Below are 25,421 nucleotides of genomic sequence, written 5' to 3'. Positions count from 1 at the left end.
ACTTGTAGGAGTTTACATGGAGTTCAGTGTAAAAAGTGGCAGTCCAGAGAAACAACGTAGTGCATGTATTGTTGTGGGCGTATTCGAACCTCGCCGCCTTTCCCCTGTGGCTGAACAGCTTGATAAGATAAGTGACGGGTATATTAGTGCTTTACTTCGTCGTGGGGATCTTGAAGGGAAACCAGGTCAAGTACTTCTTCTACATCATGTTCCCGGTGTTTTATCAGAGCGAGTTTTATTGGTTGGTTGCGGAAAAGAGCGTGAATTAGGTGAGCGTCAATATAAAGAGATCATTCAAAAAACAATTAGTACCTTGAATGAAACTGGCTCAATGGAAGCGGTGTGTTTCCTAACTGAACTTCACGTTAAGGGAAGAGATACTTATTGGAAAGTGCGTCAAGCCGTTGAGTCTACCAAAGATAGTTTATACATTTTTGACCAGTTTAAGAGCAATAAGCCTGAAACACGTCGACCATTACGTAAGCTAGTTTTCAATGTGCCAACGCGTCGCGAGCTAAACTTAGGTGAAAAAGCGATCAACCATGGTTTAGCTATCGCCTCTGGCGTCAAAGCCTCAAAAGATCTGGGTAATATGCCACCAAATGTTGCTAACCCAGCTTATTTAGCGTCACAAGCTCGTCGCTTAGCGGATGATTATGAGTCAATAACATCCAAGATCATTGGCGAAGAAGAAATGGAAAAGCTAGGTATGACATCGTACTTAGCCGTCGGTCGAGGATCTCGTAATGAATCAATGATGTCAGTGATGGAGTACAAAGGTAATCCTGACCCTGATGCCAAACCGATTGTTTTAGTCGGCAAGGGATTAACGTTCGATTCAGGTGGTATTTCACTTAAACCAGGTGCAGGCATGGATGAGATGAAATACGACATGTGCGGTGCTGCATCGGTTTTTGGTACCATGAAAGCTCTTGCACAACTGTCATTACCAATCAATGTTGTTGCTATTCTCGCTGGCTGCGAAAATATGCCAGGTAGTAATGCCTATCGTCCAGGAGACATCCTCACCACAATGTCAGGTCAAACGGTAGAAGTTTTAAATACCGATGCCGAGGGACGTTTAGTGCTTTGTGATGCTCTAACTTATGTGGAACGATTCGAGCCAGAATGTGTTGTCGATATCGCAACATTAACAGGTGCATGTGTTATGGCTCTTGGTCATCATATTAGCGGCTTAATGTCTAACCACAACCCACTTGCTCATGAATTAATTAATGCATCAGAACAAGCGGGTGATAGAGCGTGGCGCTTGCCGATGACAGATGAGTATCACGAACAGTTACAAAGTCCATTTGCAGATATGCAAAATATAGGTGGACGTCCTGCGGGTACAATAACGGCGGGTTGTTTCTTGTCTCGTTTTGCCAAAAAATATAATTGGGCTCACCTTGATATTGCCGGTACAGCTTGGAAATCAGGCTCGGCTAAAGGTTCAACTGGTCGACCAGTTTCGTTACTTGTTCAGTTTTTACTGAATCGTAGCGGCCAAGAAATTGAAGAGTAAGCATTTAATCTAAAAAGGCCGAAAGGCCTTTTTTTAGATCTCATATGCTAGCCCACACTCAATCATTGCATGAGTTTAGATACCAGCACTGTTTTTTGTTAAAATTCGATAATTATTGTTTATTTCAAAATATCGCCTTGTTTCGAGAGTACAGGTTTATTTAGGCAATACTATTTTTCAGGTTTACTGTGCATGAAAACGGCTACTTTTTATATCGTTCAACCTGATTCACCACAATGTGATGAACAAGGATTTCAATCCTATGTTTTATTTCTTCTAAAGCATTTTAGTGAACAAGGTGTCAAACTGTACCTTAATGCAGAAAATAAAGAAGATTCCTTACATTGGGATGATCGATTATGGCAACAACAACCTAGCCAATTCTTGGCACACAATTTAGTCGGTGAAGGACCAAAAAATGGTACGTTAATCGAAATCGGCTACACAGAATTAAAACCAAGTTGGAATCGCCAACTGGTGATTAATTTGGCGAAAGATCAGACAAACTTTGCCGGAACCTTTGCTCAGGTGATAGACTTTGTTCCTTATGATGAAAAAGCGAAGCAAAATGCCCGTGAAAGGTATAAAATTTATCGCCAAGCTGGATATCAAATGCAGACTATTGATATCAACTATCAACACTAATTTATGATTTTATGAGGTTGTTATTTTTACAATAATAACCTCATAAAAATCTTTATTTTTCAGAATCAACCAAAAGTACCCAGTTAACGACGCTATGGAAAAGACATACAACCCACAATCAATTGAGCAGTCTCTATACCAAACTTGGGAAGAGAAAGGCTATTTCAAGCCACACGGTGATACATCTAAAGAAGCTTATAGCATTATGATCCCGCCGCCGAATGTAACCGGTAGCCTGCACATGGGACACGCCTTCCAAGATACTATCATGGATACCTTAATCCGTTGTGAACGTATGAAAGGTAAAAATACGTTATGGCAAGTTGGTACCGACCATGCTGGTATTGCAACCCAGATGGTTGTAGAACGTAAGATTGCCGCCGAAGAAGACAAAACCAAACACGACTACGGTCGCGATGCGTTTATCGATAAAATTTGGCAATGGAAAGCAGAATCTGGTGGCACAATAACTCAACAATTGCGCCGCTTAGGTGCTTCTGTAGATTGGGAACGTGAACGTTTCACTATGGATGATGGTTTGTCTGCAGCCACTCAAGAAGTCTTTGTGCGTTTATACCAAGAAGATCTAATCTATCGTGGTAAACGTCTAGTGAACTGGGACCCGAAATTGCACACCGCAATTTCTGATCTTGAAGTAGAAAACAAAGATAAAAAAGGCTTCATGTGGCATTTTCGTTATCCACTCGCCAACGGAGCCAAAACTGCGGATGGTAAAGATTATATTGTTGTAGCGACTACTCGTCCTGAAACCATGCTTGGTGATACTGGTGTTGCCGTTAACCCTGAAGATCCTCGTTATAAAGATCTCATTGGCCAATTTGTTGAGCTTCCTATCGTCGGGCGCTTAATTCCAATTGTAGGTGACGAACATGCCGATATGGAAAAAGGCACAGGTTGTGTAAAAATTACCCCAGCTCATGACTTTAACGATTACGAAGTTGGTAAGCGCAACAATCTAGCTATGATCAACATTTTCACCTTTAATGCTGAAATTCGCGATCAAGCAGAAGTTTTCACCGCTAACGGTGAAGAAAGTGACCTATTCAGCAGTGAGCTCCCTGAAAAATACCACGGTATGGAACGTTTTGCTGCACGTAAAGCCATCGTTGCCGAATTTGAGCAACTTGGGCTGCTAGGCGAAATTAAAGATCATGATCTCACTATACCTTATGGTGATCGCGGTGGTGTCGTTATAGAACCAATGCTTACTGATCAATGGTATGTTCGCACCGCACCACTTGCCGAACCGGCCGTAAAAGCGGTTGAAGATGGTCAAATCCAATTCGTACCAAAACAGTACGAAAATATGTATTTTGCTTGGATGCGAGATGTACAAGATTGGTGTATTTCTCGTCAGCTTTGGTGGGGACACAGAATCCCTGCTTGGTATGACAATGAAGGGAAAGTGTACGTAGGCCGAACGGAAGAAGAGGTTCGCGAAAAACATAACCTTGCTCCAGTCGTTGTGCTTCGTCAAGATGATGACGTCTTAGATACTTGGTTTTCATCCGCTCTTTGGACCTTCGGTACTCAGGGTTGGCCTGAAAACACTGAGGCACTGAAAACTTTCCATCCATCAGAAGTATTGGTATCGGGTTTCGATATTATCTTCTTCTGGGTTGCTCGTATGATCATGATGACCATGCACTTTGTCAAAGATGATAACGGACAGCCACAAGTTCCATTCAAAACGGTTTACATGACTGGCCTTATCCGCGATGAAAATGGCGATAAGATGTCAAAGTCTAAAGGTAACGTACTTGATCCCATCGATATGATTGATGGTATTGGCCTTGAAGAGTTAGTAGAAAAGCGTTGTGGCAATATGATGCAACCAAAGCTTGCGGCTAAAATAGAAAAAAATACTCGTAAGACCTTTGAAGGCGGTATCGAACCATACGGAACCGATGCACTTCGTTTCACTCTTGCTGCAATGGCATCGACTGGACGTGATATCAACTGGGATATGAAACGTCTAGAGGGTTATCGTAACTTCTGTAATAAATTATGGAATGCAAGTCGTTACGTATTAATGAATACCGAGCAACAAAATTGTGCGACGCAATTATCGGAACAAGAAATCACTAATCTTGATTTCTCACTGGCTGATAAATGGATTGAATCTCAATTCCAACTTGCTGCCAAAGATTTTAATACTCATATCGAAAACTACCGTTTAGATATGGCAGCGAACACCATCTATGAATTTATTTGGAATCAGTTCTGTGATTGGTATTTAGAATTAACTAAACCTGTTCTATGGAAAGGTTCTGAAGCGCAACAAATGGCGACTCGCTATACGTTAATTACTGTACTTGAGAAAACGTTGCGTCTTGCTCACCCTATTATTCCATATATTACCGAGTCTATTTGGCAGAGCGTTAAACCTATTGCCAATGTTGATGGTGAAACTATCATGACTCAAGCTCTACCTCAATTTGACGCCAATAGTTATGATGAAAAAACTGTTACTGATATTGAATGGGTTAAAAGCTTTATTTCTTCTATCCGTAATCTACGTGCAGAATATGATATTGCGCCAAGTAAGCCATTAGAGGTCATGCTTAAGCCAGCAGATGATATCGATACGAATCGTTTACAAGATAACCTCACCGTTATCCTATCACTGGCAAAATTAGAGAGCGTTCACGTTCTTAGCCAAGATGAGGAAACACCTGCTTGTGCAACTGCACTTGTAGCTAAATCTGAGCTACTTATACCAATGGCAGGCCTTATCGATAAGGATGCAGAACTGGCTCGATTAGATGCTGAAGTGAAGAAAATTGAAGGTGAAATAAAACGTATCAGCGGTAAACTTAGTAACCAAGGTTTTGTTGCCAAAGCACCCGAAGCCGTTGTGGCTAAAGAGCGTGAAAAACTCGAAGGCTATAAAGAGACGTTAGTGAAATTGGAAGAACAAAAAACAACAATAGCGGCACTTTAAACACAATTGCTGAATTTTAAACAACAATAGTGACCTTTTAATCATTCGCTATCGTTTAGAAAGTAGTATTTAAACGTCACTAGCAAGCAAAAACAACAACGCTCGATGAAATTCATCGAGCGTTGTTGTTTTAACTAATCAATAAACCTTATTCATCGTTAAAACCTATCAAATTAATTATTATATTTATCTTGCCTAAATGATAATAATTATCAATACTATTTAGGAGCTAAGAATTAATCTATTTGAGAGGATACAACCATGATTAAAACAATGACATTTGCCAGCTTACATTTCACTATCGCCTTAACGGTTGCTTATATTTTAACTGGCGACTTTCTACTTGGTAGCTTGATCGCAATGATAGAACCAAGCGTAAATACGGTCGCTTTCTATTTTCATGAAAAATTATGGGCGACTCTGCCTTTCTTAAAAAGAAATGAAAACCAAACTCGAGTTAAAACAGCTAGTTTTGCATTTATCCACTTTAACGTTGCCTTTCTTGTGACTTACCTTCTAACAGGCGATGCATTTATTGGAGGAGTAATGGCAACAATTGAGCCAAGTATCAATACAGTAGCCTACTATTTCCATGAAAAAATCTGGCTTCGTAGACATACATTACTAGCGGCTAGTGGAACAATAACGGCAAAAACAGCGTAGATTAGTCATTACTGATACTACCACTCATGATTCGCTTTCCTCTCTATTGACTTTATTAGGATATGAAATCATATTGGCTTTATATCCTATAAAAGTTTAATAATTACAATGAAAAAATTACAACTTAGAAAAGCTTCAAGAGATCTTGTTCGTAGCTTAGGGGCTTTAGAAACACACTATGGAAATTTTAGTTTACCACCTGTTCAAGTTCATACTCTGGTAGAGTTAGGCCAAGAAAGATTAACCATCAGCCAAATCGCCACTAAGCTTAAAATAGACCGTTCTAATGCTCAGCGTACCCTTACTTCTTTAGCCAAACAGTTGCTCATTGAATCTATTACCAATCCGGATAATGCACAATGTCAATTGTATCGCTTAACGGAAAAAGGTCAGCAGATTTTAGACAGCATAGAAAGCTCTAGAAACAAACAAGTTCAAGCAGTTATCGATCAATTTGACGAAGATGAACTCAAACTGATTGAATCGAGTTTAGCCAAGTACATTAAAGCCCTCTCCCTTTCAAATATTCAATGTAATTACAATATTCGTCCTATTACACCAAGCGATAACGCTAAAATTGCGACAATTATACGAGAAGTATCTTCTGAATATGGTCTATCTGAAGACAAAGGATTTAGTGTCGCCGATCCGACTCTTGATTCTCTTTCTCAGGTATATGAAGCGGAAAAAAGCCAGTATTGGGTGTTAGAAAAACAAGGTGAAATCTATGGCGGAGCAGGTATCGCACCAGTTACTGGTGAAAGTGATATTTGCGAATTACAAAAGATGTACTTTCTTCCCGAAGCAAGAGGTAAAGGGCTAGCAAGAACGATCGCTGTGACATGTTTTAAACAAGCAAGAAAAATGGGATATTCGAAGATCTACCTCGAAACCACAAATACCTTAGTAGAAGCCGTTGCTTTATACCAATCACTTGGTTTTAAGGTTATAGATGAGCCAATAGGGAATACCGGTCACACCGATTGTGAAATTAGAATGCTAAAAACCTTGTAGGTCATTCAAATTTTTTCACTATAAATAGGAAAGTGCTCTGCATTGCGACTAGGATGTAATCCTACTTGATGAGTATGCTTTTGCTCATCAAGTTCAACTTCTAATAAATACCAAAAATTCTCTTTAACCAGTTTGGGAGCATCAATCTGGAACAATGCAGTGACATGATTAACCCGAACATCAAGTGGAATTTGATAAGTAACACCAGCAAACTTGACTGACGCAGAAACCAAACCAACCGCATACACCTTATAAAAAAGTATCACCTTAAATTCACAGCCACCACCATGGTGCCAAATCTGCTCTGTAGTAACATAATCTAAGCGAACATTACTGATAAAATCTAAATAAGGTGTTTCCCAAATGCCTAGTCGATTATCACGTTTACGTGGTAACTTCCCACCCAAGGTGCATACCTCATCCCCCTCTAGTAACCAGTCATCATCTTGATCTAAAAATAAGATTTCAATCCGATTTCGACCTAAACGTAAATGTTGCTGAATATCTTTGCGGTAACACATCTCACTGCCGTCACAATCAAACACTGCCTCGCCATTAACCCTTACCTCCGCATAATAGTCTATCCCTCCAATAACGAGGTCAACCACAGGAAATATAAGCATATTTTCAGTAACTTCAATATCATGCATTAAATGCCACTCTTGTTGCAGGATCTGAGATTCGGTCAAGTGGCTAGGTAAAATTTGACTAAAAGGAGCAGGAAAAGAAAGATCATCTTGCGGTAAAGCAAGATCGGTTAAAGGTGATAATTGCCAATGTCCTGAAAGAGGTAATTGCATAATATACTTGCGCTAGATCAATTTATTACAGTATACGTAATAAATTATCAAACAACATATTTTCTGTTTAGAATCCTGGAATAGACACCTCTAAAACTTTGATCTCTATTCCAAAACTCCGTTAAACCGTTAGACTAAGATTATAACTTAAACTGAGCAATTAACTTGCTTTGTGCAGAAGACAACTGATTAAGTGACTCACTATTATGCGCCGCTTCTTTTGCATCATCTGCAATACTCAGTGTCATATCAGAGATCTGTACGATATTTTTTGCCACGTCTTGTGCAACTGCAGTCTGTTGTTCAGATGCGGTGGCAATAGAGCGACTCATCTCATTAATGTGGGTCAGTCGAGCAAGCATACTCTCTAAAGACTCGTTGGTTTCATTGGTTTGCTTCACCGATTGCTCTGCATGTACTAAGTTATTTTCTACAATACCAACAGCTTGATTCGCTTTCTCTTGCAAGCTATCAATCATTACACCAATTTCATTGGCTGACTGTTGAGTTCTGGTTGCGAGCGAACGTACTTCATCTGCAACGACAGCGAATCCTCGTCCATGTTCTCCGGCACGAGCAGCTTCGATCGCCGCATTTAAAGCCAACAGGTTAGTTTGTTCAGAAATAGACTGTATAACCGTTAGTATTGCGCCTATTTGCTGACTTTGACTAGATAACTGCCCTATAACCTGAGTAGCTTCGTCAAGTGAATCTTGTAGACGGCCGACAAAACGCAAATTTTTCTGCATGTTATCCATATTGGAATGCGCTTGTAAGGTTACTTGATCAACTTCATTACTCGACTGTGCCGCATGAGAAGCAACTTCATTAATGGCTTGCTCCATTTCTGTTACAGCAGCGGCTATTGAATCGGTTTGTTTGCTCTGCTCCGACACTCTTTGATTGGTCTTTTGACTCATAGCATGGCTTTCATCAGCAACACCACTTACTGTTTTTGCTGAAGATTGAATCTGTGAAATCAAACCACTCAATCTGTCTCCTAAACTATTGACATTTTCGGCAATCAGTCCCAATTCAGACTGATAGTTTTGGGTTATTTTATGAGTTAAATCTCCATTCGCTAGCTTATCAATCGCTAGCATAATATCTGACAAAGGTTTTTTAATTGAACGGACAACCGTAATCGTAATCACGACGGCTAAAATAATTGAAATAATAGTGAGCGCGATATTAAAAATAAATAAGTCTGATGATTCCTGTTGGGCATTTTTCAGTGCGGCTTCCGATATGGAACGAATCTTGGCACTCATATCACTAGACTCATAAACCAATTCATCTACTTCTTGAGCAATTTTGGCCAATAACGCAATGCTGGTTTCATTTAGCTCGATATATTTAATGTGCTGCTGTAATAGGCCATTTTCGTTCGCGATATTGTATTCGAGTAAATCGCGATACAACAAAATCGTACTTTCAGAATTTGGAAGTTCTTTTACAATCGGCTCCACTTTAGAATTGAAGCCTTTCAAGTAAGCAGTTAACTCAGTTTTAGGTCCTTGGATATCTTCTTCACTGTCAACTGTTAATACTTTTTGCAAATAATCCGCTGCACCTTTTCCTTGAATAAATAAGTACTCAAGATCCCAAGCAGTTTGTTGATTTTCGTCTGATTTTGCACTACTGATCAGATCATTGATATCCGATTCAAAAAATAACCACTCATCGCTAAATTTTGCAAGCTCATTAGTAGAAACAGTTCGAGATAAGACTCTTCTATCATGCAAACTTAAATGCTCAGAAGCGTCATTTAGGAATGTATTTACCTTATTATTTAACTCCGTTAGCTGATTAACTAGATTTGGGTAACCACTAAGTTCAGATTCAAACAGTGTCGCGGTTTCAAAATAAGACTGTTTTGCCGCATCTAATTCCGTTCGCAATACTGCTCTTTGCTCTTCTTGATCATTATTCGCATGCACAAGCATGGAACGATTGACGTTTTGCAGATGCTGGCCAAGAACATTTGAACGATCAAGCAATCCAGTTAATGTCGAAGCCGTTAGTTTCAACTGTTGTGACATGTTTACTTGGGAGAAATAGGCAGACGTACTGATTGCTAGCGCAAAAAGTGTGATAGTGATGAATCCCAGCCTGATTCGCTGGATTAAAGATAAGTGCATGAAAAACCTCGTCGCGATAAAAGCAGTAAACAATAACAATCCATTGTTATCTGATAACTTATATCGGCATACATGAAAGATAGTTTAATAAAGTTTACAAATTAAAGGTTATTTGTAAACCAAGATAATACTCCTAATTATTTATAACACTAAATACATTGAAAACAACCATAAATGCATTAAAAAAGCAGTAAATATACGGAGATCAGCTGTAAATGCATTAAAAGTAAGCAATAAAAAAGGGCGCTAAAGCACCCTTTAAAAAACAGGAAAATTAATTATTACTGCTCTTCTTCTTCTTCATCATCATATTCGGCATCGTCGCCTTCATAGAAGGTACCCCAGCCATCATAAATAATGTCATATTTTTCAGCTAGTTCGACTAATTTAGCAACTTGTTCATCTATTGCTTCAGCGTTTAGCGCTGACTCCATCGTAGCATCACAACAAAGTAAGCGATTGCCATCTTCGTCTTCTGTTTCTTCTGCTTCTAAAACTTCAAACCCCATTTTAAAAGCTTCAACAACGGCTTTTTCTAATGTTTCGAAATTCTCAGCAAATAGATGATGTTCGATATCATATAGTGCATCCGGATCACTTCCATCTTGCAAAAGAGCATCAATAATCTGCCTTGTATCTTCTTTTTGAATGTCAATGAGTGCTTCAACAGATAGGTATTCATCTTCGTGAGACATATGTGTACTCCAGATAGTAAATGAGCTAGTTAAAAATGAGGTCGTTAAGTTGCGGTGAAATATGTCATGGATCGAGGTTAAATGCCACCTTGAATCGTAGCTTGATGATGATCTGTTTACTAGATAAAAGCAATTTTCACTTCTGGTATCAATATTCAGAACAAAATCATGTTTATGCTATTTAATACTAATGAAAAAAAACTGCGTTAATATGGTTAAGAAAAACAGCTCTCTATAATACCTTCCTTTTGAAGAATATTGATTTTTTTCATTTAAAATCAACTTGTTAAAGTTAAATTAATCGATAAAAACTCCGTGAGTCTTGTTTTTATTTAGCATAATAAATCAAATTAAATCGCAACATCAAAAAGAATAATACATCGATATATATTTATTAAATAAAATATAAATTCAAAAAATAAAAATAAATTAGTTTTTTATATTGTTATTGGTGGCAATTTAATTTGCAACTTGTGTAGAAGCTTGTCATAAAGGCGGGATAATAATTGTTGTAAGGACACAAAATGAACCAATTATACGTGGGATCAGAAGTAGGTCAGCTACGTAGAGTGCTATTAAACCGACCAGAAAGAGCACTTACCCACCTAACGCCATCGAACTGTCAGGATCTACTATTCGATGATGTTCTTGCTGTTGAGGCAGCAGGCGAAGAACATGATGTTTTTGCAAAAACACTACGAGATCAAGATGTTGAAGTGCTGCTTCTGCATGATCTTTTAGTCGACACTCTCGCAATTGAGCAAGCCAAAACTTGGCTTTTACTTAATCAAATTTCTGATTTCAGATATGGACCAACATTCGCCAGAGATCTAAGAAACTATCTAGCGGAAATGGATAATGAGCACTTGGCTACCATTCTGCTAGGTGGGTTGGCTTATTCTGAATTACCGATTCAGTCCTCTTCCATTTTACCCAAGATGAACAAGGCACTTGATTTTGTTATTGAACCTTTACCGAACCATTTATTTACTCGTGATACATCCTGTTGGATCTACGGTGGTGTCTCACTCAACCCAATGATGAAAGCCGCTCGTCAAAGAGAGACGAACCATTTAAGAGCAATATATCGTTGGCATCCCACTTTTGCTGGCAGTGATTTTATTAACTATTTTGGCGACCAGGATCTACATTACGATAACGCCAATATAGAAGGGGGTGATGTACTGGTTATAGGCAAAGGCTCAGTACTTATCGGCATGTCAGAGCGAACCACGGTACAAGGGGTAGAAAATTTAGCGGCCAATCTGTTTAAATCAGGTCAAGCTAAGCAGGTTATTGCACTAAATTTACCCAAACATCGATCGTGTATGCATCTAGATACGGTAATGACTCATATAGATGTGGATACATTTTCCGTTTATCCAGAAATTATTAATGAGAGTTTAGAAACATGGTCACTCACAGCCAAAAATGATGATGAAATGCATGTTCGTCAGCTACCTAATTATATTACCGCACTAGAATCGGCGTTAGAGGTTGATCAACTCAAACTAATCACAACAGGTGGCGATAATTACGAAGCAGAGCGAGAGCAATGGAATGACGCTAACAATGTGCTTACCGTTAAACCAGGCGTGGTCATTGGCTATGAGCGAAATGTTTATACCAATGAAAAATATGACAAAGCGGGTATCAACGTACTGAGTATCCCTGGCAATGAGTTAGGCCGAGGTCGTGGAGGCGCTCGCTGTATGAGTTGCCCAATAGAAAGAGACAGTATTTAACTGTTTATAATCATTTCTCACTATTAAGCAATTGGTTTCTACCCACGAAGTGATTTGTTCTACCCATCAAGCAATAGACTGTTACTTATGAAACTCTCTATCGCTATCTATTAATCAAAAGGGTGGTATTTCGCATCACCCTCTTGCTTAATAGAGAGCGCCTCTGTAAGAGTAATTCATACCATCGCGATACACACAATTTTTTATGTACACTATTCCTTACTTGTATTTCAACGCTAAAAACCTCGTCAAAAGCATATATTATTGCAAAATTTAAGAATATTTATTCACTTTTGCTTCGTAATACGTTACATATAAGCAATTGAAGTGGTCTACCTATCTACAATCATCTTAGCTAAGCCACTTCCATTCAAATTTTTAAGGGGGAACTATAATGGCTTTTAATCTTCGCAACCGTAACTTTCTAAAATTATTGGACTTTACACCAAGAGAAATTCAATATCTTTTAGAATTGTCTGCCGATCTAAAGAAAGCTAAATATAGTGGCTACGAACAACCCCGCTTAACTGGTAAAAATATTGCGCTAATTTTTGAGAAATCATCTACTCGTACTCGATGTGCATTTGAAGTAGCCGCTTATGATCAAGGCGCACAAGTCTCCTATATTGGTCCATCTGGCTCACAAATTGGCCACAAAGAATCCATGAAAGATACGGCTCGGGTATTGGGTCGCATGTACGATGGCATTGAATACCGTGGTTTTGGTCAAGAAATTGTTGAAGTACTTGGTGAATATGCTGGCGTACCGGTTTGGAACGGACTGACTGACGAGTTCCACCCAACTCAGATTCTTGCCGATTTTTTAACGATGTTAGAACATGGCCGTGGTAAAAAATTGCATGAAATGACTTTTGCCTACCTAGGCGATGCTCGTAATAATATGGGTAACTCTCTTTTAGTTGGTGCGGCAAAAATGGGTATGGATATTAGACTGGTAGCACCAAAACAATTCTGGCCTGAACAGCTACTTGTAGAACAATGTAAAGAGATCGCTCTCCAAACCGGAGCATCAATAACCTTAACCGAAAATGTTCAACAAGGTGTTAAAGATTGTGATTATCTATATACCGATGTTTGGGTTTCGATGGGAGAATCAGAACAAGCTTGGGAAGATCGTGTAAAGTTAATGACACCTTATCAAATCAATATGGACACAATCAAAGCAACGGGTAATCCACAGGTTAAATTTATGCATTGCCTCCCTGCCTTCCATAATGACGAAACCACTGTTGGTAAAGAAATTGCTGAAAAGTATGGTATGTCAGGACTAGAAGTCACTGAAGATGTATTTGAATCCGACTACTCTATTGTCTTTGATGAAGCAGAAAACCGTATGCATACAATCAAGGCAGTAATGGTAGCGACTCTCGGCCAATAAACAGCCCTGTTGTATTCCTGCTCAATAAGCCGAAAGCCATCAGCTCACGCTTATTGAGTAGCAAACAAATAACTTCAACCTTATGATATTAAAAGAAATAACAAGCATAAAACCCATCCAAAACACCAATGTAATGCATTTCACAAACATTCTACGTAATCGCTTGCGTTCACATAAAAGCCGAGTATAATTGCCGCAATTTATCAAAATAGAGATAGAAAATGGCCACTATTGCTGCTAAATATCAGGTAATAAACCGACTTGTTTCGGTGCTATATTTTTTTCTATTTCTACTATTTTTGAATTAGCCTCCTTAATTAAGGGGGCTTTTTTTTGCATAAAAAAAGTCAAAAAAGATTTATACCAACTTTAGAGGGAAGAGCATCATGGCGAATTCGCTGTTTAATAAACACATTATTTCCATCCCAGAGCTTGAACGGAATGAACTTGAACTCATTGTAAAAACAGCAGGCCAATTAAAATCTCAACCGAATCCAGAGTTACTAAAAAATAAGATCGTCGCAAGCTGTTTTTTTGAACCCTCTACCCGTACTCGCCTTTCATTTGAAACTGCGGTTCAACGTTTAGGTGGAACCGTTGTTGGTTTTGATAATGCAGGTAATACATCATTGGCAAAAAAAGGCGAAACATTGGCTGATTCTGTACAAGTCATTTCATCTTATGTTGATGCCTTTGTTATGCGCCACCCTCAAGAAGGTGCGGCTAGACTCGCTTCTGAGTTCTCCAACGATATTCCAGTTATCAATGGCGGCGATGGCGCTAACCAACACCCCACACAAACCCTACTTGACCTATTCTCAATCTATGAGACTCAAGGTAGATTAGACAACCTTAATGTCGCCTTTGTCGGTGACTTAAAATATGGTCGTACTGTACATTCGCTTACTCAAGCATTGGCTAAGTTTGATAATAATCGATTCTTTTTTATCGCTCCCGACGCACTCGCTATGCCAGATTATATCTGTGAAGAGTTGGACGAAGCCAAAATACCCTATAGCTTGCATATCGAGATGGATCAAGTCATACCGGAACTCGACATTCTTTACATGACTCGAGTTCAAAAAGAGCGATTTGATGAATCTGAATACGTACATATAAAATCAGCATTTATTCTTTCAGCTAACCAACTTTCTACAGCACGAGACAATATGAAAGTTCTGCACCCATTACCACGAGTAGATGAAATAACCACCGACGTTGACGCAACCAAACACGCTTACTATTTTCAACAAGCTGAAAATGGTGTTTATGCGCGTCAAGCCCTACTAGCATTAGTTCTGAATAACGATCTTTAAGCGAGGCATAAAAAATGGTAAACAAAGCACAACTGCAAGTAGAAGCAATTAAAAATGGTTCCGTTATCGACCATATTCCTGCTCATGTAGGCATTAAAGTTCTCAAATTATTTCAGATGCATAAAAGCGAACAACGCATTACTATGGGACTAAACCTACCATCATCGGCATTAGGCGCCAAAGATCTGATTAAAGTTGAAAATGTTTATATTTCGGAAGAGCAAGCAAATCAACTCGCATTGTACGCACCGCAAGCAACGGTAAATCAAATTGAAGACTACGAGGTCATTAAAAAATTAACCCTCTCTCTTCCTGATAAAATAGAAGCTATATTCTCTTGTCCAAACAGTAACTGTATCAGTCATGGCGAACCCGTTGACAGTAGCTTTAATGTCATTAAGAAAGCCGAAAAAATTCAGTTGAGATGCAAATATTGCGAGAAAGTATTCTCTCGTGAAATCGTCACAGAGAGAAGCTAACAACTAAGAATGGTTTAAAATAGGGCACAGTAACGCTATAGAATTATTCCTAGCAACAAAAGCTTTGACGAAGCCTAACCGATTATTGCAGACTAATGCCTTCACATAGAACAACAATATAAGAAATATAAAGGATATAAAATGACTAAAGTACTTCATACTGAACAAGCACCTGCCGCTATTGGTCCTTATGTTCAAGGTGTCGATCTCGGTAATATGGTAATGACTTCAGGGCAAATTCCAGTGATACCGGCTACCGGAGAGATCGTTTCAGATGATATTGCCAAGCAAGCTCGCCAATCCTTAGATAATGTGAAAGCCGTTGTTGAGTCTTCTGGTTTATCGGTCTCTAACATTGTTAAAATGACCGTTTTTGTTAAAGATCTCAATGATTTTGCTGCAGTTAATGAAGTTTATGGGCAGTTTTTTGATGAACATAAAGTGGCCAACTATCCTGCTCGCTCTTGTGTGGAAGTCGCTCGTCTGCCTAAAGATGTCAAAATCGAAATCGAAGCTATTGCGGTACGTTAAGATCCAACACTGTAATGGCTCGCTAAAACATAACGCTTGGATAGAATTAAAGTGCCAATAAAAAATAAAGAGTGCTAAATGCACTCTTTATTTTTTACTTAATTTATTCGTTAATTGACTATTTAATATCTTAAGTTAATTTAATACCCCAAGTTAAGAAGCAGTCTAGTGCTATTTTTGTGCATTCCGACGTTCGACTTCTGCATCAAGCTCTTCTAGCTTCGCTTTCATCTGTTCACGACATAAATTAGCTAACTCACGCACGTTTTCTTTTTTATACCCTTCGGTACTGATGGGTGGCAACATCTCAACAATAACGTGGCCATTATTCCAACGGTTAAATTTAATTTTATCCTGAGTTGTACTGCATACAATAGGAATAACAGGTATTCCTGCTCCTATAGCAGCATGAAAAGCGCCAGTTTTAAAGGGAAGTAACCCACGGCCGCGCGAACGTGTTCCTTCGGGAAACATCCAAACAGAAATATCACTCGACTTCAATTTATCTACCACTTGATCAATAGTGCCTTTGGCTCTCGAACGATTAAAACGATCGATAAGAATATTACCAGTGATCCAATATAGCTGTCCAAAAAGTGGGATCCAAACTAAACTTTTTTTACCAACTGTGACAACTTTTGGTGTAACAGCTGAAGAAACCGTAAAGAGGTCCCAATTATTTTGGTGATTAGCGATGTAGAGATGTTGGCCTCTATTATAGGCATCATCAGGAAATCTTAATTCTAATTTGAATCCAAAAAACCTTGCCATCTTACAAAATTTACCACCAATAATGTAAACCAGCTTAGGATCTCGTGGCGTAAGTAAACTATAACCACAACCAAACACAAACATGACTATTGCAAATATCAGCACGGCAATAACACGTAATAACGCCACCATTAAGCTTCTCCGTTATAAATAGAAGTATCTATCTATTTATAAAAATCAGTAAGTATAAAAAATCAGTCCATGATAGAACTGACGATAAAATCAAGTTGTAACCAATGAACAACCGAAACCTTACAGATTTCGGTTGTTCATAGATTATTGTTAGCTAGAGCCACTAAAGCGTTCTATGTTGGCCCCTAGTTTTTTTAACTTATTTTCTATTTTTTCATAACCACGATCGATATGATAAATACGATCAACAATCGTCTCGCCTTTGGCAATACATCCTGCAATAACCAAGCTGGCTGACGCACGTAAATCTGTCGCCATAACTTGAGCGGCACTCAATTCTTCTACGTCGCCACAAATAACCGTGTTACCTTCAACTTCCGCTTTTGCTCCCATACGTTGTAACTCTGGAACATGCATAAAACGATTTTCAAAGATAGTTTCAGTGATAACACCACCACCTTTTGCCATCATATTGAGCAATGTAAACTGTGCTTGCATATCGGTTGGAAAACCAGGATGCGGAGCCGTTCGAATAGAAACAGCGTTTAATTCACGTCCTGTCATATCAAGACTAATCCAATCCTCTCCTGTTTTAATGTCAGCGCCAGCTTCTTCAAGCTTTGCTAACACCGCTTCAAGAAGAGATGATTTGGTTTTTTTACATAATACTTTGCCACCAGAAACCGCTGCGGCAACTAAAAAAGTTCCTGTTTCAATACGATCCGGAACAACCGAATGTTTACCACCACTTAAGCGTTCAACACCTTCAATGATAATAGTATCTGTTCCAGCACCTGAAATTTTAGCACCTAAAGTATTCAGAAAATTGGCGGTATCTTCTATTTCAGGCTCACGCGCAGCGTTGTCTAAGATGGTTTTACCTTCCGCAAGCGTGGCAGCACACATGATGGTAATGGTTGCTCCAACACTCACTTTGTCCATGACAATATGAGCGCCTTTTAAGCGACCATCAACTTCCGCTTTGACATAACCTTCATCAAGCGTAATCGTCGCGCCAAGTTGCTCTAGGCCATGAATATGCAAATCAACAGGTCGAGCACCAATTGCACACCCACCCGGAAGCGAAACTTGACCTTGACCAAAACGAGCAACTAACGGCCCTAACGCCCAAATAGAGGCTCGCATTGTTTTTACTAAATCGTATGGCGCACAGAATTCATCGATTGAACTGCTATCAACATGAACAGAACCATTTCTTGTAACTTTTGCCCCTAAACGAGTAAGAAGCTCCATCGTTGTATCAATGTCCTTCAATTTAGGAACATTGGTTACTTCAACTGGATCTTCGGCCAAAATGGCTGCAAATAAAATAGGCAATGCCGCATTTTTAGCTCCGCTAATTTCAACTTCACCGCAAAGCGGTTGATGAGAGCCAGTAACTCTAAACTTTTCCATAGTAACCTTATAGCGACATCAATTTCTTATCACGTTCCCATTCTTCTGGAGTAAACGTTTTAATCGTAACAGCATGAATATCATTTCTCTGAATATATTCCATCAGAGGCGTGTAAATTAATTGTTGTTTTTTTACTCGATTCAGAGTTTCAAAACACGAATCAATAGCAATGACTTCAAATTGACTACCATCACCTTTGACATGAATCTCTTGAATTTCAAGCGCGTCATCTAAGATTTTTTTTACTTCTATACTTTCCACAATAGATCCACTTATCTTTTAATATGTTCAAGCAACATACTTTCGATGTTGCTTAATTGGAATAATGTTTTTAGCTGATCTGGCACAAAACAGAGCATTATATGACAATTTGATTTTTTTGCATGTTGAATTAAATGAATCAACATCACCATTCCGGCAGAATCAACTCGTTTCACTTGTTGAAGCGAAACATCTAATTCGGTTTGACTAGGTATCCAATGCTGCAGAAGTGCCCACAACTCAGGCACTGTTTCTCTTGTAAGTTCTCCGGTAAGAGCATAACCATCGGCACTTTGTTGCCACTGGTTTTTACTCATTTGTCTTCACCTTCGAAACGAATAGGTTGAGCAGATAGTCGAATAAGCTCTTCAGATACAGCAGGAATACCGTCTTTTCTAAGCGTAGAGCTCCATTCAGACTGTTTAGTGGATAATAAACTAATCCCTTCGGCCACCATGTCAAATGCTGACCATTGTTGTGTTTTTTTATTAAGCCTTAATTTAAATTCGAGTTTAATATCAGGCCTTGGGTTGTCAATAACATCCACTTTTACACTTGTGGTTCTGCCACTTGGATTGAGTGGTTTTTTCGGTTCAAATTGAACTAATTGATCAGAATAAAGTGTTAAGACCTGAGCATAAGAGGTGACAAGATAGCCTCTAAAAGCATCAATAAATTCCATCACATTATCTCGGTTTTTTTCTTTTTTAAGATGAGAACCTAATACTTTCAGAGCTGCATAACGGTAATCAATATAAGGCATGAGCTCTTCTTCTACGACAATTTTTAATCGCTCTGGATTTTCTCTAATCGCACTATTTTCGGCTTTTAAACGAGCAAACAAATTTTCAGAAACGGCTTTTATCATGTCATAAGGTTCGGACTTATCGACTTCTTGAGCGTAGCTCACACCTGAAAGAATGACGCTGAAAAGGAACACATGAAACATCTTCTTTAAAAAATTCATTCTACTACTCCTTATCTGAATCATTTACGCTATATAACACTTGGCCGATAAGATCTTCTAGCACGATAGCTGATTTAGTATCTTCAATATAATCACCATTTCCTAACATCTCGATATCATCGAAAACAAACCCAGGAACCAAGCCGATATATTGTTCTCCAATGAGGCCCGACGTTAATATTTCTGCACTAGATGATTCCGGAAATTTGCCATATTTTTCATCAATAGACATCGTCACCACTGGTGTAAAATTGTCTTTATCCAAATCGATACTGCTTACCCGTCCAACCACTACACCGCCAATTTTCACGGGTGAGCGAACCTTTAAGCTGCCAATATTATCAAAATAGGCTTTAAGGTTATATGAATTACTAGAACTCAACCCGGTAACATTCGCAACTTTAAAGACCATAATGAGTACCGCGATTAGCCCTGCGAATAAAAAAGCACCGACCCATAGTTCCAATTTACGTGTTTGTTGCATCATTAATTCCCGAACATCAATGCTGTAAGAACAAAATCAATTCCCAATACAGCTAAAGAAGAATGCACTACTGTGCGTGTTGTTGCTTTGCTAATACCTTCTGACGTTGGTATTGCATCGTAACCATTAAATAAAGCGATCCAAGTAACTGTAATAGCAAATGCCATACATTTGATTAAACTATTTCCAACGTCTCTACCGAGTTGAACTGAGGATTGAATTGCAGACCAAAAGCTACCATGGTCAACTCCTTTCCAATCAACACCAACAATTTGGCCACCCCATATACCAACGGTAATAAAAATCATTGCAAGCAATGGCATGGAGATCAACCCTGCCCAAAACCTTGGTGCAATAACTCTTTTTAATGGATCGACTGCCATCATTTCTAAACTAGAAAGCTGCTCTGTAGCTTTCATTAAGCCAATTTCAGCAGTAAGAGCAGAGCCAGCTCTACCAGCAAACAACAGAGCCGTAACCACTGGGCCCAATTCCCTTAACAGAGAAAGAGTCACCATCTGACCCAAACTTCCTTCAGCGCCATAATCAACCAAGACAACAAAGCCTTGTAAGCTCAGCACCATGCCAATAAATAAGCCAGAAACAACAATAATAGCTAATGATTGGACACCAATACTGTAAAGTTGTTTTACTAGTAACGGAAAATTTTTCAGTGGCTGTGGTTTATTAAACAAGGCTCCAGTCAACATTAATGTCGCACGTCCTGCTGAACGACAGCTGTTAATGCCAGCAGCCCCTAAATTTTCTAAATAATTAACCAATGGATTAGACATGATCGATTAGATCCTCTTCGATTGGTTTTGCAGGAAAACGAAACGGCACTGGCCCATCGGCATGCCCCAATAAAAACTGTTGTACCATAGGATCAGAATTCGCTCTGAGTTGTTCAGGCGAGCCTGAAGCAATAATTCGCCCGTCGGCTAATAAATAAACCAAATCGGCAATACTCATCACTTCTGGAACATCATGAGATACAACAATAGAGGTTAATCCTAGCGCATGGTTCAAATTTTTTATTAATTCAACCAACACGCCCATTGTAATAGGATCTTGCCCAACAAAGGGTTCATCATACATGATAAGCTCAGGATCTAGAGCGATTGCGCGCGCTAACGCCGCTCTGCGAGCCATTCCTCCGGAAAGCTCACTAGGCATTAAATGCCCAGCACCGCGTAAACCAACAGCTTCAAGTTTTAACTTAACTAGCGTTTGTATTAAGTCATCGGTTAACTGGGTGTGCTCTCTAAGCGGAAAAGCAACATTGTCGAAGACATTTAAATCAGTGAACAACGCTCCAGACTGAAACAACATACTCATTTTTTTTCGGGCATGATACAACTGGCTTCTACTCAGTTTGGGAATATTCTGCTTATCAAACCAAATATCACCAGAATCCGGAGGAATTTGCCCTCCAATTAAGCGTAATAAGGTTGTTTTTCCGATTCCTGAAGGCCCCATAATTGCAGTAATCTTACCTTCGGGTACAACTAAACTCACCTTATTAAATATGGTTCGATCACCTCGACAAAAAGTGAGATTATTTATGGTTACAAAATCCGTTACTGGCATAGGGTCACTTTTTCTACTGTGCTAAACACTATTAAAGCTATCAATTAAAATGCTATATTATCGACAAACTTAGCGAAGATACATAAGATTCAGATTCTAACCTTATTTCGACTAGAAATAGTACTGTTTCTAATAGTATAATTTCAAAGTTAAATTAAAGAATGTACAAATTTAACCTTGTAACTAAGAAAACGGACATATTCCCGTATAAATTTCTTCAAAATTGAACTTCTCTTTTATAACGCTGGATATAGAATAAGCGGCCACCTTGTTAAATAGTAAATTTTGTTAGGAATAATCATGTTTGAAGCGGTAGCTTTTCTTATAGTAGGTTTGGTTTTTTTAGTTTGGAGTGCTGATAGGTTAGTGTATGGGGCCGCTGCACTAGCAAAAAATATTGGTATTTCACCTCTGATCATAGGGATGACCATTCTAGCCATGGGGTCCTCTGCACCTGAAATGATGGTATCTGCTAGTGCTTCTCTTGCTGGAAAGTCCGATACAGCAGTAGGCAATGTTTTAGGATCTAACATTGCTAATATTGCTTTAATCATAGGAATAACAGCACTAATAAAACCACTGTCTATTAGTTCCGGAGTTATTCGCCGTGAACTACCCCTTATGATTGTTGTGACTTTATTATCCGGAGTGATTCTTTGGGATAGCCATTTAGGCTTCTATGAAGGTGTGTTGTTATTTGTTCTTTTTGCTGTATTCATTCTCGCAATGTTACGCATAAGCCAAAAAGAAAAAAGCAATGGCGATTCTTTTATAGAGGAACAAGAATCTGAAATTCCAGAAGGTGTAAGTAATCTCAAAGCTACTATGTGGGTTGTTATCGGTCTGGTTATTTTGCCTCTGTCTGCCGATACCCTAGTAGATAATGCCGTCATTATCGCAAAATATTTTGGTATGAGTGATTTAGTTATTGGCTTAACTATCATTGCTATCGGAACAAGTTTACCTGAATTAGCCGCATCTTTAGCGGGTGTATTGAAAGGGGAAGACGATATGGCGGTCGGTAATATTATCGGCTCCAATGTATTCAATATATTGGCAGTTATGGGGATTCCTGGTCTTCTTAATCCTTCCGTTTTAAGCCAACATGCGATGGGACGTGATTTTTGGGTCATGCTGACAGTCTCTTTACTATTGGTTCTTTTTGCCTTAGGCAAGTCACGCTCAATTAACCGAATAGAAGGTTCGATTCTATTCATGTTCTTCATTGGTTATCAAGTCTACTTATTTGCTAATATGACCGCTTAGTCACCCCCCTGAAACCATCATAGGAATTATTGTTTATGTCTTTTTTTGACTATAAAAGTTCAGCTAAACAGGTCTTAGATACAGAAATTGCAGGATTAATTCAATTAGCTCAATACTTCAATGATGATTTCTGCTCTGCATGCGACTTAATCCTGAATAATAAGGGAAAAGTTGTAGTGATGGGAATGGGTAAATCGGGGCACATAGGCAATAAGATAGCCGCAACCTTGGCAAGCACCGGCACGTCTGCTTTTTTTGTTCATCCCGGAGAAGCGGCACACGGTGACCTCGGAATGATAGAACCGAAAGATATTGTTATTGCTATATCCAATTCGGGTGAGTCATCGGAAATACTCTCTTTATTTCCTGTATTAAAAAGATTAAATATCAAACTGATCAGTATGACCGGCAACCCATCATCAACTATGGCCAAACTGGCTGATATTCATTTACAAATAACGGTTGCCAAAGAGGCTTGCCCATTAGGTCAAGCCCCTACAAGCAGTACAACCGCAACATTAGTGATGGGTGATGCTCTGGCGGTTTCCCTATTACAAGCGAGAGGATTTACCTCAGAAGATTTTGCTTTGTCTCATCCTGGTGGCGCATTAGGTCGAAAATTACTGCTAAAATTAAAAGATATTATGCGTACTGGTGACAGTTTGCCTAAAGTAATGGAAAACGCTTTAATTAAAGATGCTTTGATTGAAATATCCCAAAAAGGATTGGGGATGACAGCGATTATCGACTCATCTAATCAAGTACTCGGTATTTTTACCGACGGTGATTTACGCCGTTTATTAGATCAAAAAGTCGATGTTTACACCACTGTTATTGGTGAAGTCATGACTAAACACCCAACAATGGCTAACCCCAATATGCTTGCTGTTGAAGGGGTTAATATGATGCAAGAGCGACAAATTACTAGCTTATTATTATGTGAAGATGATCAACTCGTCGGCGCTCTTAATATGCATGACTTATTAAAAGCAGGAGTAATGTAGTGCCAAATACCGATTCAAATAACCTTATCAACACCCTATATGGGCAAGTTGAGCAGGAAATATTTGCACTAGCAAAAGACATAAAACTGCTTATTTGTGATGTTGATGGTGTTTTCTCTGACGGCTTAATCTATATGGGCAATCAAGGAGAAGAACTAAAAACCTTCCATACTCGCGACGGATATGGTGTCAAATCACTAATGAACGCTGGCATTGAGGTCGCGATAATCACTGGTCGAAAATCCCAAATAGTAGAAAACCGCATGAAAGCCTTGGGCATAACACTGATTTATCAAGGGCAAGACAATAAAGTCCAAGCCTACAATGATATCTGCTCGAAACTTAGTGTTTCTGCAGAACAGACTGCCTATATCGGTGACGATCTCATTGATTGGCCCGTAATGGAGAAAGTCGGTCTAAAAGTATGTGTTGCAGATGGACACCCTTTACTGGCCAAACGAGCCAACTACGTAACTCATATCAAAGGGGGTTATGGCGCAGTACGTGAAGTGTGTGATTTAATTCTAGAAGCAAGGTCAGAACTAGACGTACACAAAGGTTTAAGTATATGAGCATTCATCGTATTTTTTACGCCATCCTAGTACTGATCGCTGCATCATCAGCTTATTACTTGTTTGGTAGCAAAGATACCGATGTACTACAAACCAATCCCAATGTAGAGCTACCAGCTTTAAGTGGCAAAAACGTCGATAACACCAACTACAATGATAGTGGCGTAAGGAGTTATCATATTACCTCGTCCCGTTTAGACCATTTCGCTGTTAGTGGTGAAACTAAATTTGAATACCCTATTCTTTATATTTATAAAGAAGGTGAAACGAAAGAATGGGAAGTAACCGCAGATCGTGGCATATTGGACAAAAACCATGTGCTGACTTTATACGACAATGTTTTAGCGAAAAACTTATTACCAGAGGCGAGTTTTGATACCATGTCCACTGACACGCTTTCCATTCAGTTGGATAATAGGGATTTTTGGGCTGATAATACTGTGTTATTGATCGGTCCTACTTTTGAGAATAAAGGGCAAGCGATGAAAGGTAACTTTGGACAAAACATCGCCACACTATTTAATAACGTACAAGGTAGATATGAAACTCTTACACCTTAGCCTTCTTGCTTGTTTATTTGCTACAAGCAGTGCATACGCACTTAAATCTGATTCTGATCAGCCTATCTATATAGATTCAGATACACAGAATTTGGATATGAAAAGTAATACCGTTACTTTTACTGGTGATGTGAAACTAAAACAAGGTAGTATTAGTATCAATGCCGATAAACTGGTTGTTATACGAAATCCTGAGAATGGAGCATTAAGAGAAATAGAAGGTTATGGTGAACCCACGACTTTTTCTCAACTGACTGACGATGGCAACACATTAAATGGTCAAGCCAAAGAGCTCTACTATAATGTCAGTTCAGATCAGTTAACCATGATTTCTGATGCTATCCTTTCACAAGATGAAAGCACCATTCAGGGAAATAAGATAACTTATAAAATTGGGTCGCAAAAACTAACCGCAAATAGCGGTGCAGGTGAGCGAGTGAAAACCGTTCTTCAACCAGCGCAAGCAACAAAACAATAAT

The 25,421-nt window shown here is 39.0% G+C and carries 26 protein-coding genes; 15 read left to right on the top strand and 11 right to left on the bottom strand.

All coding sequences use genetic code 11. The features are described from left to right. Positions 1-16: 16 nt before the first annotated feature. From pepA to ACLKML_RS13695, 5 genes are all read left to right on the top strand, one after another. Entirely contained in the window at positions 17-1,525 is a 1,509-nt protein-coding gene (pepA, locus tag ACLKML_RS13715; protein WP_413285770.1) for a leucyl aminopeptidase, read from the top strand. A 192-nt stretch (positions 1,526-1,717) separates the two neighbouring features. Then, positions 1,718-2,170, top strand: coding sequence for a DNA polymerase III subunit chi (locus ACLKML_RS13710; protein ID WP_413285769.1), 453 nt, complete (start codon positions 1,718-1,720; stop codon positions 2,168-2,170). A 94-nt stretch (positions 2,171-2,264) separates the two neighbouring features. Beyond that, positions 2,265-5,135 carry a valine--tRNA ligase gene (locus tag ACLKML_RS13705; protein WP_413285768.1) on the top strand — a complete coding sequence of 957 codons (2,871 nt, stop codon included), beginning with the start codon at positions 2,265-2,267 and terminating at the stop codon, positions 5,133-5,135. A 261-nt stretch (positions 5,136-5,396) separates the two neighbouring features. Next, positions 5,397-5,798, top strand: coding sequence for a DUF2061 domain-containing protein (locus ACLKML_RS13700; protein ID WP_413285767.1), 402 nt, complete (start codon positions 5,397-5,399; stop codon positions 5,796-5,798). 108 nt (positions 5,799-5,906) lie between these two features. Further along, positions 5,907-6,812, top strand: coding sequence for a GNAT family N-acetyltransferase (locus ACLKML_RS13695; RefSeq protein ID WP_413285766.1), 906 nt, complete (start codon positions 5,907-5,909; stop codon positions 6,810-6,812). Between the two features lie 5 nt (positions 6,813-6,817). Here the strand turns inward: ACLKML_RS13695 and ACLKML_RS13690 are convergent, their stop codons facing one another. From ACLKML_RS13690 to rraB, 3 genes are all read right to left on the bottom strand, one after another. Continuing rightward, the gene (locus tag ACLKML_RS13690) at positions 6,818-7,612 is read right to left on the bottom strand and encodes a glycosyl hydrolase 2 galactose-binding domain-containing protein (protein WP_413285765.1); all 795 of its coding nucleotides are present in this window, start codon (positions 7,610-7,612) and stop codon (positions 6,818-6,820) included. A 140-nt stretch (positions 7,613-7,752) separates the two neighbouring features. Continuing rightward, on the bottom strand, positions 7,753-9,753 hold the full coding sequence (locus ACLKML_RS13685) for a methyl-accepting chemotaxis protein (RefSeq protein ID WP_413285764.1): 2,001 nt from the start codon (positions 9,751-9,753) through the stop codon (positions 7,753-7,755). Positions 9,754-10,034: 281 nt separating this feature from the next. Next, the gene (rraB, locus tag ACLKML_RS13680) at positions 10,035-10,448 is read right to left on the bottom strand and encodes a ribonuclease E inhibitor RraB (protein WP_413285763.1); all 414 of its coding nucleotides are present in this window, start codon (positions 10,446-10,448) and stop codon (positions 10,035-10,037) included. A 524-nt stretch (positions 10,449-10,972) separates the two neighbouring features. On the opposite strand from rraB, the gene arcA reads away from it, so the two are divergent. The 5 genes from arcA to ACLKML_RS13655 all read left to right on the top strand — a co-directional run bounded on the left by arcA (position 10,973) and on the right by ACLKML_RS13655 (position 15,918). Then, complete coding sequence (gene arcA, locus ACLKML_RS13675) at positions 10,973-12,193, top strand: arginine deiminase (protein ID WP_413285762.1); 1,221 nt, start codon at positions 10,973-10,975, stop codon at positions 12,191-12,193. Positions 12,194-12,587: 394 nt separating this feature from the next. Continuing rightward, entirely contained in the window at positions 12,588-13,592 is a 1,005-nt protein-coding gene (gene argF / locus ACLKML_RS13670; RefSeq protein ID WP_413285761.1) for an ornithine carbamoyltransferase, read from the top strand. Between the two features lie 386 nt (positions 13,593-13,978). Then, a complete protein-coding gene (gene pyrB / locus ACLKML_RS13665) occupies positions 13,979-14,908 on the top strand; it encodes an aspartate carbamoyltransferase (RefSeq protein WP_413285760.1) in 930 nt (309 codons plus the stop codon). A 14-nt stretch (positions 14,909-14,922) separates the two neighbouring features. After that, the gene (pyrI, locus tag ACLKML_RS13660; protein WP_317717860.1) at positions 14,923-15,387 is read left to right on the top strand and encodes an aspartate carbamoyltransferase regulatory subunit; all 465 of its coding nucleotides are present in this window, start codon (positions 14,923-14,925) and stop codon (positions 15,385-15,387) included. A 141-nt stretch (positions 15,388-15,528) separates the two neighbouring features. Next, positions 15,529-15,918 (top strand): RidA family protein, encoded by a 390-nt coding sequence (locus tag ACLKML_RS13655; protein WP_413285759.1) that lies wholly within the window; start codon positions 15,529-15,531, stop codon positions 15,916-15,918. Between the two features lie 171 nt (positions 15,919-16,089). Here ACLKML_RS13655 and ACLKML_RS13650 read toward each other — a convergent pair whose 3' ends face one another. From ACLKML_RS13650 to mlaF, 8 genes are all read right to left on the bottom strand, one after another. Beyond that, entirely contained in the window at positions 16,090-16,821 is a 732-nt protein-coding gene (locus ACLKML_RS13650; protein ID WP_413285758.1) for a 1-acylglycerol-3-phosphate O-acyltransferase, read from the bottom strand. Between the two features lie 150 nt (positions 16,822-16,971). Then, complete coding sequence (gene murA, locus ACLKML_RS13645; protein ID WP_413285757.1) at positions 16,972-18,237, bottom strand: UDP-N-acetylglucosamine 1-carboxyvinyltransferase; 1,266 nt, start codon at positions 18,235-18,237, stop codon at positions 16,972-16,974. 7 nt (positions 18,238-18,244) lie between these two features. Then, on the bottom strand, positions 18,245-18,499 hold the full coding sequence (gene ibaG / locus ACLKML_RS13640; RefSeq protein WP_413285756.1) for a BolA family iron metabolism protein IbaG: 255 nt from the start codon (positions 18,497-18,499) through the stop codon (positions 18,245-18,247). An 11-nt stretch (positions 18,500-18,510) separates the two neighbouring features. Further along, positions 18,511-18,816 carry a lipid asymmetry maintenance protein MlaB gene (locus ACLKML_RS13635; protein ID WP_413285755.1) on the bottom strand — a complete coding sequence of 102 codons (306 nt, stop codon included), beginning with the start codon at positions 18,814-18,816 and terminating at the stop codon, positions 18,511-18,513. Continuing rightward, positions 18,813-19,448 (bottom strand): ABC transporter substrate-binding protein, encoded by a 636-nt coding sequence (locus ACLKML_RS13630; protein ID WP_413285884.1) that lies wholly within the window; start codon positions 19,446-19,448, stop codon positions 18,813-18,815. The genes ACLKML_RS13635 and ACLKML_RS13630 overlap by 4 nt, the downstream gene beginning before the upstream one ends. Positions 19,449-19,470: 22 nt before the next feature. Then, complete coding sequence (mlaD, locus tag ACLKML_RS13625; protein WP_413285883.1) at positions 19,471-19,950, bottom strand: outer membrane lipid asymmetry maintenance protein MlaD; 480 nt, start codon at positions 19,948-19,950, stop codon at positions 19,471-19,473. 2 nt (positions 19,951-19,952) lie between these two features. Then, a complete protein-coding gene (gene mlaE / locus ACLKML_RS13620) occupies positions 19,953-20,744 on the bottom strand; it encodes a lipid asymmetry maintenance ABC transporter permease subunit MlaE (RefSeq protein WP_413285754.1) in 792 nt (263 codons plus the stop codon). Further along, positions 20,737-21,540 carry a phospholipid ABC transporter ATP-binding protein MlaF gene (mlaF, locus tag ACLKML_RS13615; protein WP_413285753.1) on the bottom strand — a complete coding sequence of 268 codons (804 nt, stop codon included), beginning with the start codon at positions 21,538-21,540 and terminating at the stop codon, positions 20,737-20,739. The genes mlaE and mlaF overlap by 8 nt, the downstream gene beginning before the upstream one ends. A 300-nt stretch (positions 21,541-21,840) precedes the next feature. Here mlaF and ACLKML_RS13610 point away from each other — a divergent pair, with 300 nt between their 5' ends. The 5 genes from ACLKML_RS13610 to lptA are packed head-to-tail and all read left to right on the top strand — an operon-like array spanning position 21,841 to position 25,420. After that, positions 21,841-22,806: a calcium/sodium antiporter gene (locus ACLKML_RS13610; protein ID WP_413285752.1), complete on the top strand. Its 966-nt coding sequence runs from the start codon at positions 21,841-21,843 to the stop codon at positions 22,804-22,806. Between the two features lie 35 nt (positions 22,807-22,841). Then, the gene (gene kdsD, locus ACLKML_RS13605) at positions 22,842-23,810 is read left to right on the top strand and encodes an arabinose-5-phosphate isomerase KdsD (RefSeq protein ID WP_413285751.1); all 969 of its coding nucleotides are present in this window, start codon (positions 22,842-22,844) and stop codon (positions 23,808-23,810) included. Beyond that, on the top strand, positions 23,810-24,382 hold the full coding sequence (kdsC, locus tag ACLKML_RS13600; protein ID WP_413285750.1) for a 3-deoxy-manno-octulosonate-8-phosphatase KdsC: 573 nt from the start codon (positions 23,810-23,812) through the stop codon (positions 24,380-24,382). The genes kdsD and kdsC overlap by 1 nt, the downstream gene beginning before the upstream one ends. Further along, positions 24,379-24,942 (top strand): LPS export ABC transporter periplasmic protein LptC, encoded by a 564-nt coding sequence (gene lptC / locus ACLKML_RS13595; RefSeq protein WP_413285749.1) that lies wholly within the window; start codon positions 24,379-24,381, stop codon positions 24,940-24,942. The genes kdsC and lptC overlap by 4 nt, the downstream gene beginning before the upstream one ends. Further along, on the top strand, positions 24,923-25,420 hold the full coding sequence (gene lptA / locus ACLKML_RS13590) for a lipopolysaccharide transport periplasmic protein LptA (protein ID WP_413285748.1): 498 nt from the start codon (positions 24,923-24,925) through the stop codon (positions 25,418-25,420). The genes lptC and lptA overlap by 20 nt, the downstream gene beginning before the upstream one ends. Position 25,421 lies beyond the last annotated feature (1 nt).

It is taken from the genome of Vibrio sp. MA40-2 (assembly GCF_047302445.1).
Lineage (GTDB): Bacteria > Pseudomonadota > Gammaproteobacteria > Enterobacterales > Vibrionaceae > Vibrio.
This window is presented reverse-complemented; position numbering and strand designations above follow the sequence as displayed.